Source organism: Alteromonas sp. AMM-1, from assembly GCF_047290655.1.
GTDB lineage: Bacteria > Pseudomonadota > Gammaproteobacteria > Enterobacterales > Alteromonadaceae > Alteromonas > Alteromonas mangrovi.
Genome location: NZ_JBLBUE010000017.1, coordinates 1 through 18,947, shown reverse-complemented (window position 1 = coordinate 18,947; position 18,947 = coordinate 1). Strand labels below are relative to the sequence as shown.

Below are 18,947 nucleotides of genomic sequence, written 5' to 3'. Positions count from 1 at the left end.
AACAGCGAGTGTTACAAAAAATTAACATTCGCCGTTAATCAATAACTTAGTGTAAACCTGCAACGTAGTTAGACAGAATTTCGATGTCTTCGTCAGTAAGCTTAGACGCGATGTCGCGCATCATACCGTTCATGTCGTTGTGACGCTCTCCAGCGCGGAAGGCTTTCAGCTGCGCTGCGGTGTATGAAGCATGTTGACCACTGATATCAGGGAAACCAGCTAACTGCATGCCATTGCCTTGTGGGCCGTGACAAGCGATACATGCAGTTACACCACGAGAGGCATCGCCACCACGGTATAAAGCCTGACCTGGTTCAACAAAGTTTTCCGGTGTGGCACCTGGTTGAGCTTCCTGGCTGGAAAAGTATGCAGCTAAATCAGCAATATCCTGATCACTCAGTGCTGCAGCCATGCCGTTCATTACCGCGTTGTTACGGCCTTCTGCACCACCAGTAGCAGATGCCAGGCGGAATTCAGTTAACTGCTTAACAAGATAATTTTCGTGTTGTCCGGCAATCTTAGGATTGAGTTCGATCATGCTGTTTCCATCAGGTCCGTGACAGGCAGCACAGACAGCTGATTTCGCTTTACCAGCCTCAGGCGTGCCTTCTGCCTGTACAGCAGCGGTAAGCCCAAGGGTTAAACAAACCAACAAACACAGTTTTTTCATAATAATTCTCTTACAAGGATCCGACGGTCATCTTGATATACGTGATATCATGCGTATTTTACACATTTAACGCGTCAGAAAAACCTATTCCATGCTAAAACTATGGAATTACATCGGTTTATTATTGAACTAAGACCAATGTAGCAGATGAACTGACTTTTGAGTAACGCGATGAGTTATTACAGCAAAGCAACATTTTTTACCAGCGCACCGGATATTTCGCATCTGAAAGACGATACCGGCATTGAAGTCGCCTTTGCAGGGCGGTCTAATGCGGGGAAGTCCAGCGCCTTGAATACCCTTACCCGTCAGAAAAATCTGGCACGGACCAGTAAAACACCGGGTCGTACCCAGCTAATCAACGTATTTGAACTGGAACCTGATCGCCGGTTAGTGGACTTACCCGGTTACGGGTATGCCAAAGTGCCTTTGGCCATGAAGGTAAAATGGCAACGGTCTTTGGGTGAGTATTTGCAAAAGCGCAAAAGCCTGAAAGGGTTAGTGGTATTAATGGACATACGACATCCGTTCAAAGATCTCGATCAGGACTTGATTCAATGGGCGGTTGATGCCGGATTACCCGTACTGGCCTTGCTTACGAAAGCAGATAAATTGAAATCCGGTAAACGCAAGGAACAACTGTTAATGGCCCGTGAAGCCGTATTAGCATTTATGGGGGATGTAACCGTACACACTTTCTCTGCACTGAGCAGACAAGGGGTGCCTGAGCTGGAATCGATTCTGGATACCTGGCTGGAAAGACACAAGGGCGACGAATCCGAACCTGCGTAATCGCATCATGCATTAATGAGGCATATCCCACCTCTTTGTTGTGGCTGGCATGCTTCCTATTACAGGATTCCAAAAAAAAACCCCATTCACTGAATGGGGTTTAAGGACTGAGAGAAAACACATAAAAAAACCGATAATAAGAGTACGTAATTCAACTGAAAGTTCAGATTATTTGTATCTTTTTTTAAACTTTTTTAAAACTTCAATTAAAACAATTGGTTGTACTTGAATTTATTTTGAAAATGCATGTCGGTTCGAGGAATTAAAGCCTTTTAAACAACGAATATTCACGATAAATTCCGTTGTTTACGCCTCTATCTTTCCAGTCATTTCTCGTAACTGAGCGTACCCACTCTTCACTACCATTACCTGCCGATCTCAGTATTCAGACTAATTTCAGGCAAAAAAAAAGCCCCAGCAATGGCTGGAGCTTAAATCAAAGGTTTGAAAAACGATTTCTCACCTCTGTACCCTACATAGCTAAGAGTACCGAAGACTGAAGAAAATGCAAGTCAAAAGTGTAATAAAATTACCGAATAAGGCAGAATTTAAACAAATTTTAACAAATGGAAAGCGCTTTTCCGTAATATATTTACCAATTTTAGTGGGCTTCTTCCCAGTTTTCACCTTTGCCTGCTTCTACTTTCAGCGGCACGGCGAGAGCAGCCGCCTGCTCCATTAAGGCTGTGATCTTGGCAATATTCTCATCAATGTTTTCGTGTTTAATTTCAAACACTAATTCATCGTGAACCTGCATGATCATGATGACATCATCGCTGTTGCTCTGTTGAATCCAATCGTCTACCTGCAGCATTGCCATTTTTATAATGTCGGCTGCTGTTCCCTGCATAGGCGCATTAATCGCTGCACGCTCAGCACCTTTGCGACGAGCGCCATTACTAGCCTTAATGTCTGGCAGGTAAAGCCTGCGACCAAATACGGTTTCTACGTATCCGTGTTCCTTGGCAAATTCCCGGGTAGTATCCATATACGACAGCACACCAGGGTAACGGGTAAAGTACAGGTTCATATATTCCTGTGCTTCCTGACGACTCACATTTAACTGCCTGGCAAGTCCAAACGCCGACATACCGTAAATCAAACCAAAGTTAATGGCTTTGGCACTGCGGCGCTGATTGTCAGTCACTTCTGATTCTGGCACGTTGAACACTTCAGCCGCGGTGGCCCGGTGAATATCCTTGCCGTGCGCAAAGGCATCCAGCAAGCCTTTGTCGCCAGACAAATGGGCCATAATGCGCAATTCAATTTGAGAGTAATCCGCCGCCACAATCTGATAGCCTTTACGTGCAATAAACGCTTTGCGAACCCGCCGACCTTCCTCTGTGCGAATAGGGATGTTTTGCAGATTCGGATCAGTAGATGACAATCTGCCAGTCGCTGCAACGGCCTGATGATATGACGTATGTACCCGACCCGTACGGTGATTGGTCATTTTGGGTAGTTTATCGGTATAGGTACTCTTTAATTTGGTTAATCCACGATACTCCATGATTAGTTTCGGTAACGGATAATCCAGCGCAAGTTCCTGTAATACTTCCTCAGACGTAGAAGGGGCGCCTTTGGGCGTTTTCTTAATGGCTGGTAACTCCAGCTTTTCAAACAAAATCTGTTGAAGTTGCTTGGTTGAACTTAAATTGAACACCTCGCCAGCCATGTCGTGTACCGACTTTTCTAATTCAACAATACGGATCGCTAATTGTTGGCTTTGCTGTAACAACTGCTGAGAATCGATAAGTACTCCGTATTGCTCCATTCGGGCCAATACAGACGCTAGCGGCACTTCAATGTCACTGAGAATACCAGTGAGGGACTGTTCCGCTTGTAGTTTAGGCCACAACACCTGATGTAAGCGCAATGTAATATCGGCGTCCTCGGCCGCATAATAGGCGGCTTTGTCCAGATCAATCTGATTAAACGTAAGTTGTTTAGCCCCTTTGCCTGCGATGTCCTCGAAGTGGACCGTGCGAACACCCAGATAATTTTGGGCAAGGGAATCCATGTCATGGCGGGTTGCTGTGCTGTTTAATACATAGGATTCCAGCATAGTGTCAAATGCGATGCCGCGAAGCGTGATCCCATAATTTGCCAGCACGTTTTTGTCGTACTTTAAATGCTGCCCCACCTTTTTGTGATCGGTGCTTTCCAGCCAGGGCTTCAGTTTATCCAGTACCCAGTTGCGATCCAGTTGATCGGGTGCACCAGGATAATCGTGTGCAACCGGAACATACGCTGCTACACCAGGCTCAACCGAAAATGACACGCCCACCAGCTCTGCTTCCATATAATCCAGACTGGTTGTTTCGGTATCAAACGCCACTAACGATGCGTTTTGAAGCGTGGTTAGCCATTGCTCAAAAGTGGCTTCATCCAGCACGGTGGTATAGTTGGTGTCGATGGTGTCACTGCTTGGTGGCGCGATTTCTTCCTGCTGAACCTCAGATTCTTCAGCTTGATTACCCGCTGATGCAAGCGTGCTGGCCACCTGACCAGACGTCACTTCAGTGTACCAGCGCTTGAATTCATATTCGCTAAACAGTGTAGCCAGTGCCTCATTGTCACTTGGCACAGGCACAAGAGAAGTTGGGGAGTAGTCGAGGTTAAGGTTTACGTCGATTGTGGCCAGCTTATAAGATAGTCGGGCCTGCTCTTCGTATTCTGCCATTTTCTGACCGAGCGTTTTCGCGCCGCGAAAAGACAACCCGGCGATGCTGTCTAGGTTTTGGTAAATAGCGTCAATACCGCCAATGCCATTTAACAGGCCCTGTGCACTTTTATCGCCTACACCGGGTACACCTGGAATGTTATCTACCTTGTCGCCCTTTAATGCCAGAAAATCAATTATCAGTTCAGGTGGAATACCGAACTTTTCCTTTACGCCTTCAACATCCATAAGCTGGTTAGTCATGGTATTGATCAAGGTAACGTGCTGGTTAACCAACTGAGCCATGTCTTTGTCACCAGTGCTGATCAGGGTATCAATACCTTGCTCTGATGCCTGACGGGCGAGGGTACCAATAACATCATCGGCCTCTACGCCTTCCTCAATAATAATGGGTAATCCCATGGCGCGAATGATCGCGTGCAGCGGTTCGATTTGCGATCGCAGTTCTTCCGGCATAGGCGGGCGATTTGCTTTGTATTCCGGGTAAATGTCATCGCGGAAAGTTTTACCTTTGGCGTCAAACACTACACCAATATGCGTTGGCTGGTATTGCTTGATCAGGCTCTTAAGCATATTGATCACGCCATAAATGGCACCGGTATCCTGACCTTTTGAATTGGTTAGGGGAGGCAGACCGTGGAAGGCGCGAAACAAATAGGATGAACCATCTACCAGAATAAATGGTGGTTTTTCAGACGATGACATGGCAATTTTCTTCTCATTTATGCAATGAACGGAAGCATGCCACAGAGCAGGCTAATGCGCTAGGGTGTGTCTGGATCCGGTTGTGGATAACTTTGTGATCTAATGTGATCTCAGATCGCAAAACACGATCGCAACTCCACGCGCGAAAATGGCAGAGTTAATTGAAAAATAAGGAAAAATAAAAAGGAGATAGGAAGCTACCCTGCTTTGTTATTTCCATATATCATTGTGGATAACATGCCTGTACAAGAAATGCTCAATGTGCAGGGCACCGACTAATCTAGCATACTCAAGCAGAATTCCTAGTATTGGTTGATAAAATTTTTATTAGTTAATAGAGATCTATAAAAGTAAATAGCATAAGGCAGTGAATGCCTGGTCTGGAGACGAGTAGATGAAAAAGGCAGCGGTGATTTTAAGTGGATGTGGCGTATTCGATGGTGCAGAGATTCACGAAGCAGTGTTAACACTCCTGAGTCTGGAGAAACATGGCGCCAGCTATCAGTGCTTTGCACCCGATATGGAGCAGCTTCACGTTGTAAACCATTTAACCGGTGAAGTAGTGGAAGGCGAATCACGCAACGTGTTAACAGAAGCAGCGCGCATTGTACGAGGCAATATTAAACCCGTTTCGGAGTGCAACGTTGATGACTTCGATTTACTGGTGTTACCCGGTGGCTTTGGGGCTGCGAAAAATCTCTGTACGTTTGCCATAGACGGGCCGGACTGTGCGTTTAACAGCGAAGTGTTGACGGTGTGTAAGGGCTTTGCGAAAGCCGGTAAACCCGCCGCCTATGCCTGTATCGCACCAGCGTTAGCGGCAAAGGTATATGGCAATGACACCAACCTGACCATTGGAAATGACGCTGGCACTGCTACTGCCCTGGAAACCTTTGGCGCTAAACATCAGAACTGCGCGGTAGACAGTGTCATTATTGATCAGGAAGCGAAACTGGTTACAACACCTGCCTATATGCTGGGTCAGAATATACTGGAAGTCAGTATAGGGCTCGACAAAATGGTGCAGTCTGTATTGGCGTTGAAGTAGCAAAATTTGGTTGATTGTTGCTTTCGCTATATAGTGTAGGCAGCAATCATAAACCACTCTGTAAAAGCGATAATAATGCACTACCGCGCTATCATTCGGATCCTGGGGCTGTTAGTTGCCCTGTTTTCTGTGACCATGATCCCACCTGCCATCGTGTCACTGGTCTATCAGGACGGTAGTGGTTTGCCTTTTTTCCTGGCGTTTATCCTGTGTATTCTTACCGGATGTGCCTTCTGGTATCCAAACAGAGCACACAGAAAAGACCTCAGAGCCAAAGAAGGCTTTTTGATCGTTGTGTTGTTCTGGTCGGTACTGGCCAGTTTTGGTGCGATCCCGTTTATCCTGTTAGAACAGCCGTCGATGAGTGTAACCGACGCGTTTTTCGAGTCCTTTTCTGGCCTCACTACTACCGGGGCCACGGTGATTGAGGGCATCGACTTTTTGCCGCACTCGGTGCAGTTTTACCGTCAGCAGCTACAATGGCTGGGTGGTATGGGGATCATCGTACTGGCCGTCGCCATTCTTCCAATCTTAGGCGTAGGGGGCATGCAGCTATACCGGGCAGAAACACCCGGACCGGTAAAAGATTCCAAAATGACACCGCGCATTGCCGATACCGCAAAACACTTATGGTACATCTACTTGTCTCTTACCATTGCCTGTACCGTAGCGTACTGGCTGGCTGGTATGAACTGGTTCGATGCTATTTGTCATTCGTTTTCAACTATCGCCATTGGCGGATTTTCTACCCATGATGCCAGCCTGGGATACTTCGACAGTCCCATGGTAAATGCAATTTGTGCGGTTTTCTTACTGATAGCAGCGCTCAACTTTTCGCTTCACTATGCGGCCGCCAGTGGTCGAAACCTGAAAGGCTATTGGCAGGATCCTGAATTAAAAGCATTTTTGTTTATTCAGGCAGCCTTAATTACCGTGTGCTTTATAGTATTGGTAATGCACAATCAGTTTAGTACTGCGGAAGAGGCACTGGATCAGGCAGTTATACAAGCCGTTTCTATAAGTACGACTGCTGGTTTTGCCACAACCGACTTTGCTAACTGGCCGTCGTTCCTGCCTATTTTGCTAATTTTTTCCAGCTTTATTGGTGGCTGTGCCGGGTCTACCGGCGGCGGGTTAAAAGTGATTCGCATTTATTTACTGTTTTTACAGGGAAAGCGGGAAATAGACCGGCTTATTCACCCTAAAGCGGTTTACTCAGTAAAACTGGGTGAGCGCGCTATGCCTGACCGTGTAGTAGAAGCGGTATGGGGCTTCTTTTCTGCCTATGCCATTGTGTTTGTGGTGATCATGATTGGCCTGATTGCCACCGGACTCGATAACATCAGCGCGTTTACTGCCACAGCAGCAACGCTGAACAACCTGGGTCCTGGCTTGGGTTCGGTTGCGGGTACTTTTGCCGATGTGAGTGATGGCGGAAAGTGGTTACTGGTTATCGCTATGCTGTTTGGGCGGCTGGAGATCTTCTCACTGCTGGTACTGTTTTCTCCCACATTCTGGCGGGGCTAGCCCTGTCAGATAGCACACATCTGCACATATCATTCAGGTAAGTGGCAGAGTAACCTGCGATGATATCGGGTAATAACGGTTAACCAAATTACAATGTTAACCGACAACGTTAGCCGAAGAAAAACGCGCTGGGTTGGAATAGCTTCTCTACGTCACTGATGTATTTCTTATCTACCAAAAACAGGATCACGTGATCGTTCGCTTCAATTACTGTGTCGCTGTGCGCAATGATCACCTGATCCTCTCGCACTACAGCGCCAATGGTTGTGCCGGGTGGCAGCTTAATATCGCCAATTTGCCTGCCCACCACTTTCGAGGTGTTTTGATCTCCGTGAGCAATCGCCTCTATGGCTTCTGCGGCCCCACGGCGAAGTGAGTACACATTAACTATATCGCCCCGGCGGATATGGGTAAGCAGTGCCGAGATAGTGGCTTGCTGAGGTGAGAACGCAATGTCTATTTCGCCGCCCTGGACCAAATCAACATATGCACTGCGTTGAATCAGCACCATGGCCTTTTGTGCACCCATACGCTTGGCCAGCATAGCAGACATGATATTCGCTTCATCGTCGTTGGTTACCGCGATAAACGCGTCAACCTGATCAACCCCTTCTTCGCTGAGTAACTCTGAATCTGACGCGTCACCGCAAAATACGATGGTCTTATCCAGGTGAGCAGACAGGTATTGAGCGCGCTCGTGGCTGTACTCTATGAGCTTAACGTTGTGATTGTGCTCCAGCCGTTTTGCTAGCCCTGCGCCAATTAAACCACCACCCGCAATCATTATGCGCTTGTAACTGGACTCGAGTTTTTGTAGCTCGCTCATTACCGCGCGAATGTGCTTGGTTGCGGCTATAAAGAATACCTCGTCATCAGCTTCTATTACTGTGGTGCCCAATGGTCGGATAGGGCGGCCACGACGGTAAATGGCAGCAACTCGCGTTTCAACGTTAGGCATGTGTTCTTTCAGAGCAGAAAGCGCATGGCCCACCAGCAAACCACCATAATACGCTTTTACAGCAACAAGGCTGGCTTTGCCATCGGCAAACTCCACTACCTGAAGCGCACCAGGGTAATCGATCAGCCGCTTAATTGACTGGGTAACCAACTGTTCGGGAGCAATTATATGGTCAACAGGAATATCCTGTTGTTTATAGAGTTGTTCCTGGTAAATGATGTATTGTTCAGAGCGAACGCGGGCGATTTTAGTGGGCGTTTTAAACAAACTGTACGCTACCTGGCACGCTAACATGTTGCTCTCGTCACTGTTGGTGACGGCTATCAGCATGTCAGCGTCTTCGGCGCCTGCCTTTTTCAAAATATCGGGATGAGAGCCTACCCCGGCAACCACCTGTAAATCCAACCTGTCCTGCAATGCACGCAAAATGACAGGGTCGGAGTCGATTACCGTGATCTCATTTTTCTCGCCAACCAGGTTTTCGGCAAGGGTACCACCTACCTGTCCGGCGCCAAGGATGATTATCTTCATCGTCGTTATTAAAAGGCTGTTATATGCTTGGTTATACGGACTTTAGCAGCCTCGCATAATAGAAACCATCCATTTGTTGTTCGCCAGGCAAAATTTGTCTGCCGGGTTTGTCATTTGATTCACTATCCGTCATCGGTTGTAACGTGGCGTCCTGCTGACGAGCCAAAAATTGCTTTATTTGCAGGGTATTTTCTTCGGGAAGAATAGAACAGGTTGCATAAAGCAATGTGCCGCCCGGTTTCAATGTAGGCCAAAGTGCATCAAGTATGCGTTGTTGTAACGATTGCAGCGCCTCAATATCGGCGGGCTTTCGCAACCAGCGAATATCGGAATGGCGTCTGATCACGCCGGTTGCTGAGCAGGGGGCATCCAGCAAAATGCGGTCAAACTGATTGCCATCCCACCAGCTGTCAGGGGTGCTTGCGTCGGCACAAATCACTTCAGCTTCTAACTGCAATCGGTTCAAATTCTCAGTCAAACGTTCCAGGCGCGACGCCTCGGAGTCAAGCGCGACACAGGCAGCCAGTTCAGGCTGCTTTTCTAATACATGCGCGGTTTTTCCACCCGGGGCGGCACAGCAGTCGAGTACCCGTTCACCAGGCTGAGGTGACAATAAGGGCGCGGCTAATTGGGCTGCGCCGTCCTGTACGCTAAACCAGCCCTGCGGGAAACCTGGTAGCGTGGTAATTGGCAGGCGATCAAGCAGAATGACCGCATCCGGATGCAGGTCACTTAATTCAAAATTGATACCCGCTTCAGTAAGTGCTTTACAGTACTTCTGGTGGCTACACTGACGGGTGTTAACCCGCAGCCAAACGGGCGCGGGTTGATTCATAGCATCAATAATATTAACCAGTTGTTCCGGATAAGCTGCCGCGATGCGCTTGTACATCCACTTGGGTAACCCCGATGCCACAATAGGGTCGCTACTGGTTTGTGAAGCTAATTGCTGACGCTGAAAATTCCGCAGTACGGCGTTTATTAAGCCTTTAAGTCGCATCCCGCCCAGCACATCTGCTGCATCTACCGTAGCCGACACTGCTGCGTGATCGGATACGCGACTATATGCCTGTTGATAAAAACCCAGCAATAACAAATGCTCCAGGATCTTTTTATTGCCTTTGAGTGGCTGGTCGAGGAGTTGGCGAAGCCATATCTGCAACTGTGGTACATGACGAAATACGCCCATAGCCATCTCTTGCAACCAGGCGCTGTCTTGTTTGTTGTGTCTGGCCTGAGCTTTTGCCAGACATTCACGGGATGACTTTCCCAGCTCGAGCACACTGTAAATCACCCAGGCGGTATCGGCTCTGAGGTTGGTGTATGGAGGTAATTTCATCTTTATTACTCGGGCTGGCTTGGCAAAACAGAGCCAACTTCAAACCAGTCCTGACGTCCATTTAATACGTCCTGAACGGCCATAGGCTTTTTGCCGGGGATTTGAATTTGCGTGAGGCAAAGCGCCCCCTCGCTGGTGGCAATCACTATTCCTTGTTTGTCTGCACGCAACAGAGTACCAGGTACAGCCTTGTTGGTGTTGTCCTGAGAAACATGGCCCTGCCAAATCTTGATTTGCTTGTCGCCAAGCATGGTCCAGCATACAGGCCAGGGATTGAACGCTCGAATGTTGCGGGCTAACTGCGCAGCACTTTGTTGCCAGTCCATAAAGGCTTCTTCTTTGGATAACTTTTTGGCATAGGTCGCCAGTGCGTCATCCTGCACGGTGGCAGACAACCCAGTAATGTTGTTCAAGGTGTAAACCAGTGCTTTAGGGCCAACACCGGCAAGTTTAGTGTAAAGACTGGCACTGGTATCATCGGCTTCTATTGGCAGGGTTTCAATGTGCAGCATATTGCCCGTATCCAGGCCAACATCCATCTGCATAATAGTCACGCCCGTCTCTTTATCGCCAGCCCATATGCTTCGCTGAATAGGCGCTGCACCGCGCCAACGGGGCAGAATAGAACCGTGAACGTTAATACAGCCCAGTTTCGGTGTATCCAGTACGGCTTTGGGTAGCAGTAACCCGTATGCCACCACTACCATAATATCGGCATCCAGGTCGGCGAGTTGCTGCTGTGCATCCGCACTTTTCAGGCTTTCAGGTTGATATACGGGAATATCGTGCTGCAGCGCCAGCTGCTTGGTGGCGCTGGGCATGAGCTTTTTCCCACGCCCGGCAGGCCGATCGGGTTGCGTGTAAACGGCAATCACGTTGTGGTGGCTGGCTATCAAAGCAGCCAAATGATCGGCAGCGAACTCAGGTGTACCTGCAAAAATAATTCGAAGTGGTGTAGTCATCATTGTTGCGCTCAGGCCTTAGTGGCCATACGCGCGTCTTTTTCCAGCTTTTTACGAATACGCTGGCGCTTGAGCGGCGACAGATAATCGACAAACAACTTTCCTTGTAAGTGGTCTAGTTCGTGTTGAATACAAATCGCCAGCAAGCCTTCAGCTTCTAATTTAAATTCATTACCTTCGCCATCGAGTGCTTTTACCGTCACTTTTTCTGCGCGATCTACCTTAGCGTAGTTTCCCGGTACCGACAAACAGCCTTCTTCACTGATAGTAGAGCCTTCTTTGGCAATAATCTCTGGGTTGATAAATACCCGTGGTTCATTCTGTTCTTCCGACACATCCATAACAACCAAACGTACGTGACGGTCAACCTGTGTTGCTGCCAAGCCAATGCCCTTTTCGTCGCGCATGGTGTCGAACATGTCTGCGATTAACTGTTTAACTTCAGAATTGACCTCAGCAATCGGCTTAGCCACGGTGCGAAGTCTCTCGTCGGGGAATTGTAAAACGTCTAAAATTGCCATCTGTTGCTATTTACACTCTATTCTGTATTAAGAAATATACGCACCGTCCGATAGGACTATTTACAGGGTGCTAACTGCCTTTATTCTAGCCTAAAGCAGGTTTTCATGCAGTATATAATCATTACACTACTGAATAATTGGGGATTATGATCTAATAATACAAGGTAGTGCAGCCACCCGAAGCAGGGCGAGGATGAACAATGGTAAATAAATCGAAAACGCTGGTCGCAATAATTACCGCAGGTTTGCTGTGGTGTGTTAACTGTGCAGCGCTTGCGTTGGATATTAAAGACGACGCACCAACAACGTACACCGTGAAGAAAAACGATACGTTGTGGGATATCGCCCGGTTGTTTTTAGACAAACCCTGGCTATGGCCGGATTTGTGGCGCAACAATACGCAAATTATGAATCCACATCTCATTTACCCGGGTGATGTGCTGGTATTGCGTTACGTAGATGGCGAGCCAGTAATGGAGGTGGTAAGAGATAAACCTCGTATTACGCTATCGCCTGATGTTGAGCGCACAACAAAACCGTCACCAATCAGTTTATTACCGTGGTCGGTAATCGAACCCTACATTCAGCATCATGAAATTCTGGATCCCGGAAAGTACAAAATTCTGCCCCATTTGTTGGGTGATAAGAACGCTTCTATGCGTTTTGTTGATGATGACTTGGTGATGAGCCGACGCAGCGGCCGTGCCAGAGATCAGTATCGCGTTATTCGCAAACAATCTAAGATCGAAGACCTCGACGGCAATACGCTTGGGGTACAGGTACACCACATTGCCAATGCCACAATGGTGGAGGATCGCGCCGCCGGCGAGTGGTTGGTAAAAATCGAAGGCACCAATTCAGAAGCCAAACGCGGTGACAAACTGTTATACGGTGAGCCGAAAATAGCAGGTGATATGACGCTTCAAGCCGCCACGGAAGAGCAGCGGGGCTTTATTGTTGGCAATCTTCACCAGCATCAGTTACTCGGCAAGTACGACGTGGTGATTGTTGATCTGGGCGAAAGTGACATTCAACCCGGCACTGTGATGGGGATTTACCAGCAGGGGCCAACCATCATTGATGGTGATGAGCCTAAATACCTGAGCGAAAGTAAAGTGGTCGTCAGCGTATTTGACGACGGCTCAACCGTTGAACAACCTGCTTTAAAAGTAGGAGAGTTAGTTATTTTCAGCACGTTTACCCATGCCAGTTACGGCATCATTACTCGTGCTGCCGACGTTGTTAAAACCGGGAATATCGTCGCTCAACCATAAGAGTACGAGGCTCCCAATATTCATTGGGAGCTTTTATGCCAAATGCAGATATCTCCAGCACCGCACATTGTTGGCTGTCACTCAGTCTGTACGAGAAGCGTTCTCCTGCGTTCTGGAAAAACTGGTTAGCCCACCATTCATTGAGTTTGACTGAAGCATTCTCTTTATCTGATACAGCGTTACTGGAGACGGGACTAACAGAAGAAGATTCAAGCGCCTTTGATCTGCAAAGGGATAGCATTAAAAGGGCTTTGGCCTGGCAAGCTCATGCACAACATCGCTACATTATCGACTTCGATCACCCCCTGTATCCTGCGTTATTAAAAGAGCTGACCTCGCCACCGCTGGTATTGTTCTGCGAGGGTAATCCCCAATTGCTGTCACAACGACAAGTTGCCATTGTGGGTAGTCGGCGGGCTACCTTGCAAGGTTTATCTATTGCTACGGAGTTTGCGGCAGAATTGGGGGCGATGGGATTAACTATAACCAGCGGGCTGGCGCTGGGCATTGATGGTGCGGCCCATAAGGGAGCATGCGGCACCAGTGGTAATACGATTGCGGTTATGGGGGGCGGGCTGGAACAAATGCACCCCAAAAGCCACGTAAAGCTGGCGCAGCAGATGCTAGCGGGTGGGGGATGCATGGTGAGTGAGTTTGCCCCTTGGGTTATACCAAAACCGTATCACTTCCCACGCAGAAACCGCATTATTGCTGCTATGTCGGAAGCGGTGCTGGTGATAGAGGCAAAAATTAAGAGTGGCTCAATGATCACGGCTAATCTTGCTGCCGATGCGGGCAAAGACGTATTTGCTATACCAGGCAATATAAAGCATCCGTTAACCTCGGGGCCGCACTACTTAATACAACAAGGCGCAACACTTACCACGTGCGTGCCTGACATCCTGTTTGAGCTTGGAATGGATGTTGCGCAATCCAGAGACGCTGACCCTGCTCAAAGCAACTTACTTTGGGAACAACTACAAGGATTGCTGGCCCATGTTGATACCGAATTTACCAGTGTAGACGATATTTCAACCCGATCCGGGATGCCGGTGGCACAGGTGATGGCTGATATGCTGGAATTCGAAATAGCGGGCAAGGTAGTTGCTGTGCCCGGAGGTTACCGCCGCAGCTATTGAGCACATTTCAGGCAGTATCTGTTGGTTAAATCAGCAAATCCGTCGGGGCATAAGAACAGTTAGCAAATAAATGAAATATTTCGCACCGAATGCTTGGCAGCGACAGGATTTTTCGATAAGTTGAGATTAAGCACTATGCTTAATAGTGTTAATGCCGAACGCAACGCTTTGGTCTATTTGCTAAGCAGACCATGCCGTGAACATAAGTTGCGAGGTTACCGTAGCAACTGTCTGGTTGTTACATCAACTTGAGGGGGAAAATATAATGTTCGATATCCTCATGTATCTGTTCGAGAACTTCGTTCATAGTGAGACCGAAATTCGCGTCGATCAGGATGAACTCACCGACGAGCTCATTCGGGCGGGATTCCATCATGATGAAATCTACAAAGCACTGGCGTGGCTTGAAAAGCTGGCTGCGCTACAGGAAACCGATATTAACCCTTATTTCTGTAAAGGTATTAGCAGTGGCTTAAGCCGTATCTATACCCATCAGGAGCAAATGCGTTTAGACACCGAGTGCCAGGGATTCTTGTTATTCCTTGAGCAGGTGGGTGTACTTGATGCATCTACCCGTGAAATGGTAATCGACCGCGTAATGGAAATCGACTCTGCCGAATTCTGTTTGGAAGATTTGAAATGGGTGATCCTCATGGTGCTGTTTAATGTGCCGGGCAAAGAAAATGCCTATGCGCAGATGGAAGATCTGTTATTCGAAGAGTATGACGGTATACTGCACTGATTCCGAATAAGGGTTAAGTGTTGATACACAGTGTCGAAAATTGATCATTCGCTATTCAGTGCACACGAGCATGCATTGGAGCATCAATACGGTCAGTGTCCGGACTGCGGGAAAGATCTGCATATCCGAAACAGCAAAACGGGCCCGTTTATAGGCTGTAGTGGCTATCCTGAATGCCACTACGCCAAGCCTCTGCACGACACTCAAACTACGGTACTCAAAGTTATCGAAGACAGTCACTGCCCTGAGTGTGGTTCGAATATGGCCATTAAAAAAGGCCGTTACGGCATGTTTATTGGCTGTACCAATTTCCCCGAGTGTCATCACATCGAAGGCACCAAAAGCCAGCAGGATACGCTGGTGAATTGTCCGAAGTGCAAAGAAGGCCATTTAATTGACCGCACCAACAAATACGGAAAGCGGTTTTTTGCCTGTAACCGTTATCCTCAATGCCGATATGTGGTAAATTTCGCCCCCGTACCAGAGCAGTGCCCGGAATGTGGCTGGGCGATAATGGTAGAAAAAAAGGGGCAGTTGGTGTGCCCGCAGCCCCTGTGTGGGTTTAAGTTACAACGCGAACAATAGAGGTGGTGGTATGAGTCAGGTGTCGGCTCCAGTGGATCCTGATGTCGCAGCGTTTGAACAGGGTGAGTTACTGATTTATGCAACGGAAGCCGTTATGGGTATCGGTTGCGACCCCAATAATGAAGCTGCCGTACGCAAATTGCTGGCAATTAAGCAGCGGCCGGTAGAAAAGGGCATGATCCTGGTAGCCAGCAATTACTCGCAATTATTGCCTTTTGTGAACGATAACGCGATTCCACAGGACCGTCGTTTTGCTATTTTTTCCTGCTGGCCTGGGCCAGTAACCTGGTTGCTACCAAAATCGGCAACGGCACCAGCCTGGATCACTGGTGAACACGATAAAATCGCGGTACGCGTTTCTGCTCATGAAGGCGTTAGGACCCTCTGTAACAAAATAAACAGCCCTATAGTCTCGACCAGTGCAAACCCAAGCGGTGAAGAGCCTGCGCGAACCATTGCACAAGCCAGAGACTATTTTGGCGATAGCGTTCATTATGTTCCGTCTGAAGTGGGCGGTGCTGCACAACCCTCAATGATCAAAGACGCCCTTACCGGCGCTATTATCCGGAATGCCTAATGCAAAATGAAGCCATTAATACCGAATCTGCCATTGCGTCGGTAAAGCAATTTCTCCTCGCGCTGCAAGATAATATTTGTCATACCCTTGAACTGGCCGATGGCAAAGGGCATTTCATTGAGGACGCCTGGGAACGTACTGAAGGCGGTGGTGGCCGCTCCCGCGTGATGCGCAATGGTGCGGTAATTGAGCAGGGTGGGGTAAATTTCTCGCATGTGTTTGGTACGCAAATGCCTGCTTCTGCAACGGCATCACGTCCTGAGCTAGCGGGCCGAAGTTTTCAGGCCATGGGGGTATCACTGGTTATTCATCCGCATAACCCTTATGTACCCACATCACACGCCAATGTGCGCTTCTTTATTGCAGATAAACCTGGCGAAGAACCAATCTGGTGGTTTGGTGGCGGTTTCGATCTCACACCTTTTTATCCATTTAAAGAAGATGTTCAACACTGGCATCAGGTAGCGAAAAACATTTGTAAGCCCTTCGGCGACAACGTGTACCAGGAATATAAAAAGTGGTGTGACGATTACTTTTTCCTGAAGCATCGCAATGAGACACGCGGCGTTGGCGGTTTGTTTTTTGATGATGTTAATCACTGGGAATTCGACAAATGCTTTGCCTTTATGCAGGCTGTTGGCAATGGTTATCTCGATGCCTATGTGCCGATTGTAGAAAAGCGCAAAGCGATGGCATTTGGCGAGCGCGAGCGACAGTTCCAGCTATATCGCCGTGGGCGTTATGTAGAATTTAACCTGGTATTCGATCGCGGCACGTTGTTTGGCTTACAAACGGGTGGGCGCACAGAATCCATCCTCATGTCGATGCCACCTTTAGCCAGATGGGAATATTGCTACGAGGCGCCAGCCGGCTCGCCTGAAGCAAAACTACAGGACTGGTTGAAACCAATCGAGTGGTAAAATCAACCCTGATCCGTGATTCGGGTTGATACAGATCAACTCGAAATCACTGATAGTAAAACGTATTTTCAAACTTGTTTTAGATCAACATTTTGAATTTGAGGAAGCGTAAAGTACGCCTCATCAAGTTAAAACAAGTGAGAAAGTACAATGAAAAAATCAACCTTAGCCACAATCATCCTGGCTGCATTAGTTACAGCACCTGCTGCGTTTGCCTATGAAACTGGCGACATTCTGGTTCGCGCCGGTCTAACATCAGTATCACCTGATGACTCTTCTTCAAATATTCTGGCTGGTGGCGCTGATCTGGGCGTTAACGTAACAGTAGACAGCAACACGCAGTTGGGTTTGAACGTAGCTTACTTTGTTACACCCAATATCAATATTGAGCTATTAGCGGCTACACCGTTCACACACGATGTAAATTTTGGTGTTGCTGATCCGCTTGGCACAGGTAATCAGGTTGGTGAAGTAACCCATTTGCCACCAACAGTTAGCGTTAACTACTATTTTGCCGATGCGTCATCTGCGTTTCAGCCATACGCGGGTGTTGGCGTAAATTACACTATTTTCTTTGATGAACAGTTCACATCTGCCAATAAAGAAGCCGGCCTGAGCGATCTGTCCTTAGACAATTCTTTTGGTTTGTCTGCACAGTTAGGCTTTGACTATGCGATTGATGAGAAGTGGCATGTTAATGCGTCTGCACGCTGGATAGACATCGATACTTCTGCAACGTTTAAAGTGGGCGAAGCCAAAGGGGAAATTAAAGACATCCAGGTTGACCCTTATGTTTACACCGTTTCTTTAGGCTACAAATTTTAATTAAACAAAATATCAGTTTCACCTTGTGTTTTTGCACTGCCTGTTGCCCTTCTTCGGAAGGGCTTTTTTATGCGTCTGAGTTAATCATGTGATTGGCCAACTGATCCAATGCAGCCAGTAATTGGTCTGCCAGCGCTATGTTGGGCACATTTTCGTACATGGCTTTCTTCATGCAGTACATCCATTGCACTTTCAACGTGGGTGTAACCGTAAACGGCAGGTGGCGAGCGCGCAAACGCGGATGCCCGCGTTGTTGTTCATAATCGTTAGGACCGCCAAGCCACATGGTAAGGTAAAGGCAAAATACCTGTCTGATCCGGTCTAATGGTTGTGGATGAATCGCCAGTAAATCTGCGGCAATGGGATCGGTTTCCATAATATCGTAGAACCGGTTAGCAATTGCATACGCAACTTTTTCACCACCAATCGCTTGATAGGGGGTGGTAACATCAGTAGAGTTGGCAGTCGATTTTTTACCCATGCCTAATTTAGATAACAGTCCCATGAAAAAGTACGCCGTTTTTGGAAATCCAATAGCACAGAGTTTATCACCAACTATACATAGTATGTTTGCAAAATCCTGTGGTGTTGAACTGGAGTATACCAAGGTACTTGCACCAATCGATGGGTTTGAACAGGCGTTAACTGATTTTTGGAACGAAGGTGGGCTAGGGTGCAATGTTACTCTGCCTTTTAAAGAGCAGGCTTATGCACTTGCAGATGAGTGTAATCCTGCAGCCAGATTAGCAAAGGCAGCCAATACACTGATGCGTGATGAAAACGGCAGGCTACTGGCGTTCAATACCGATGGCATTGGCCTGGTGACTGATCTGAATGCAAAAGGAGCAAGTCTTCAAGGTGCTAACATCCTTCTACTTGGGGCTGGTGGCGCAGCAAAAGGCGTGGTTCAACCGCTGTTAGAAGCTGGTGTGAATACTCTGCATATTTTTAACCGAACGTTAAGCAAAGCCCAGGAAATAGCAAGCAACAGTGAAAGCGCGCGCGTTGTTGCGGTAACCTTGGAGTCTCTGGCAGCAACATACGATGTTGTAATTAACTCTACGTCTGCAAGCCTGCAGGGGACATTGCCAGACGTACCTGCCCAGGTATTTCAAAATTGCACAGTAGCCTACGACATGGTGTATGGCA

Annotated in this window: 18 protein-coding genes; 11 read left to right on the top strand and 7 right to left on the bottom strand. The window is 47.8% G+C overall.

What is annotated here, in order from left to right; translation table 11 throughout:
- Positions 1-46 precede the first annotated feature (46 nt).
- The gene (locus tag ACLR2L_RS05515) at positions 47-670 is read right to left on the bottom strand and encodes a c-type cytochrome (RefSeq protein WP_140957997.1); all 624 of its coding nucleotides are present in this window, start codon (positions 668-670) and stop codon (positions 47-49) included.
- Between the two features lie 171 nt (positions 671-841).
- Between ACLR2L_RS05515 and yihA the strand changes: the two genes are divergently transcribed.
- Positions 842-1,462 carry a ribosome biogenesis GTP-binding protein YihA/YsxC gene (gene yihA / locus ACLR2L_RS05510; protein ID WP_413366393.1) on the top strand — a complete coding sequence of 207 codons (621 nt, stop codon included), beginning with the start codon at positions 842-844 and terminating at the stop codon, positions 1,460-1,462.
- Positions 1,463-2,063: 601 nt separating this feature from the next.
- Here yihA and polA read toward each other — a convergent pair.
- On the bottom strand, positions 2,064-4,850 hold the full coding sequence (gene polA / locus ACLR2L_RS05505) for a DNA polymerase I (RefSeq protein WP_413366391.1): 2,787 nt from the start codon (positions 4,848-4,850) through the stop codon (positions 2,064-2,066).
- Positions 4,851-5,244: 394 nt separating this feature from the next.
- Here polA and elbB point away from each other — a divergent pair, with 394 nt between their 5' ends.
- Together elbB and ACLR2L_RS05495 are read left to right on the top strand one after the other, a co-directional pair.
- Positions 5,245-5,898: an isoprenoid biosynthesis glyoxalase ElbB gene (elbB, locus tag ACLR2L_RS05500; RefSeq protein ID WP_413366389.1), complete on the top strand. Its 654-nt coding sequence runs from the start codon at positions 5,245-5,247 to the stop codon at positions 5,896-5,898.
- Positions 5,899-5,973: 75 nt separating this feature from the next.
- Positions 5,974-7,425 (top strand): TrkH family potassium uptake protein, encoded by a 1,452-nt coding sequence (locus ACLR2L_RS05495; RefSeq protein WP_140958001.1) that lies wholly within the window; start codon positions 5,974-5,976, stop codon positions 7,423-7,425.
- A 109-nt stretch (positions 7,426-7,534) separates the two neighbouring features.
- Here the strand turns inward: ACLR2L_RS05495 and trkA are convergent, their stop codons facing one another.
- From trkA to def, 4 genes are read right to left on the bottom strand one after another with little or no spacing between them, the layout of a single operon-like run.
- Positions 7,535-8,914 (bottom strand): Trk system potassium transporter TrkA, encoded by a 1,380-nt coding sequence (gene trkA, locus ACLR2L_RS05490; protein WP_140958003.1) that lies wholly within the window; start codon positions 8,912-8,914, stop codon positions 7,535-7,537.
- 31 nt (positions 8,915-8,945) lie between these two features.
- Positions 8,946-10,253, bottom strand: a complete 1,308-nt coding sequence (gene rsmB / locus ACLR2L_RS05485; RefSeq protein WP_413366387.1) for a 16S rRNA (cytosine(967)-C(5))-methyltransferase RsmB — start codon at positions 10,251-10,253, stop codon at positions 8,946-8,948.
- Between the two features lie 5 nt (positions 10,254-10,258).
- A complete protein-coding gene (gene fmt / locus ACLR2L_RS05480; RefSeq protein WP_413366442.1) occupies positions 10,259-11,215 on the bottom strand; it encodes a methionyl-tRNA formyltransferase in 957 nt (318 codons plus the stop codon).
- Positions 11,216-11,226: 11 nt separating this feature from the next.
- A complete protein-coding gene (gene def / locus ACLR2L_RS05475; RefSeq protein WP_413366385.1) occupies positions 11,227-11,736 on the bottom strand; it encodes a peptide deformylase in 510 nt (169 codons plus the stop codon).
- A 200-nt stretch (positions 11,737-11,936) separates the two neighbouring features.
- Here def and ACLR2L_RS05470 point away from each other — a divergent pair, with 200 nt between their 5' ends.
- The 7 genes from ACLR2L_RS05470 (at position 11,937) to ACLR2L_RS05440 (ending at position 17,798) form a co-directional block, all read left to right on the top strand.
- On the top strand, positions 11,937-13,010 hold the full coding sequence (locus ACLR2L_RS05470; protein WP_413366383.1) for a LysM peptidoglycan-binding domain-containing protein: 1,074 nt from the start codon (positions 11,937-11,939) through the stop codon (positions 13,008-13,010).
- A 35-nt stretch (positions 13,011-13,045) separates the two neighbouring features.
- Complete coding sequence (dprA, locus tag ACLR2L_RS05465; RefSeq protein WP_413366381.1) at positions 13,046-14,149, top strand: DNA-processing protein DprA; 1,104 nt, start codon at positions 13,046-13,048, stop codon at positions 14,147-14,149.
- A gap of 265 nt (positions 14,150-14,414) precedes the next feature.
- Positions 14,415-14,891, top strand: a complete 477-nt coding sequence (locus ACLR2L_RS05460; RefSeq protein ID WP_140958010.1) for a DUF494 family protein — start codon at positions 14,415-14,417, stop codon at positions 14,889-14,891.
- 30 nt (positions 14,892-14,921) lie between these two features.
- A complete protein-coding gene (locus ACLR2L_RS05455) occupies positions 14,922-15,476 on the top strand; it encodes a topoisomerase DNA-binding C4 zinc finger domain-containing protein (RefSeq protein WP_413366378.1) in 555 nt (184 codons plus the stop codon).
- Positions 15,477-15,486: 10 nt separating this feature from the next.
- A complete protein-coding gene (locus ACLR2L_RS05450; protein ID WP_413366376.1) occupies positions 15,487-16,053 on the top strand; it encodes a Sua5/YciO/YrdC/YwlC family protein in 567 nt (188 codons plus the stop codon).
- Complete coding sequence (hemF, locus tag ACLR2L_RS05445; protein WP_413366374.1) at positions 16,053-16,973, top strand: oxygen-dependent coproporphyrinogen oxidase; 921 nt, start codon at positions 16,053-16,055, stop codon at positions 16,971-16,973. The genes ACLR2L_RS05450 and hemF overlap by 1 nt, the downstream gene beginning before the upstream one ends.
- Positions 16,974-17,123: 150 nt before the next feature.
- Positions 17,124-17,798 carry an OmpW family outer membrane protein gene (locus ACLR2L_RS05440; RefSeq protein WP_413366372.1) on the top strand — a complete coding sequence of 225 codons (675 nt, stop codon included), beginning with the start codon at positions 17,124-17,126 and terminating at the stop codon, positions 17,796-17,798.
- Positions 17,799-17,865: 67 nt separating this feature from the next.
- Here ACLR2L_RS05440 and ACLR2L_RS05435 read toward each other — a convergent pair whose 3' ends face one another.
- Positions 17,866-18,303 (bottom strand): group II truncated hemoglobin, encoded by a 438-nt coding sequence (locus ACLR2L_RS05435; RefSeq protein ID WP_413366370.1) that lies wholly within the window; start codon positions 18,301-18,303, stop codon positions 17,866-17,868.
- On the opposite strand from ACLR2L_RS05435, the gene aroE reads away from it, so the two are divergent.
- Positions 18,278-18,947: shikimate dehydrogenase (aroE, locus tag ACLR2L_RS05430; RefSeq protein WP_413366368.1), on the top strand; the 670-nt coding region annotated here is incomplete at its 3' end. The genes ACLR2L_RS05435 and aroE overlap by 26 nt on opposite strands.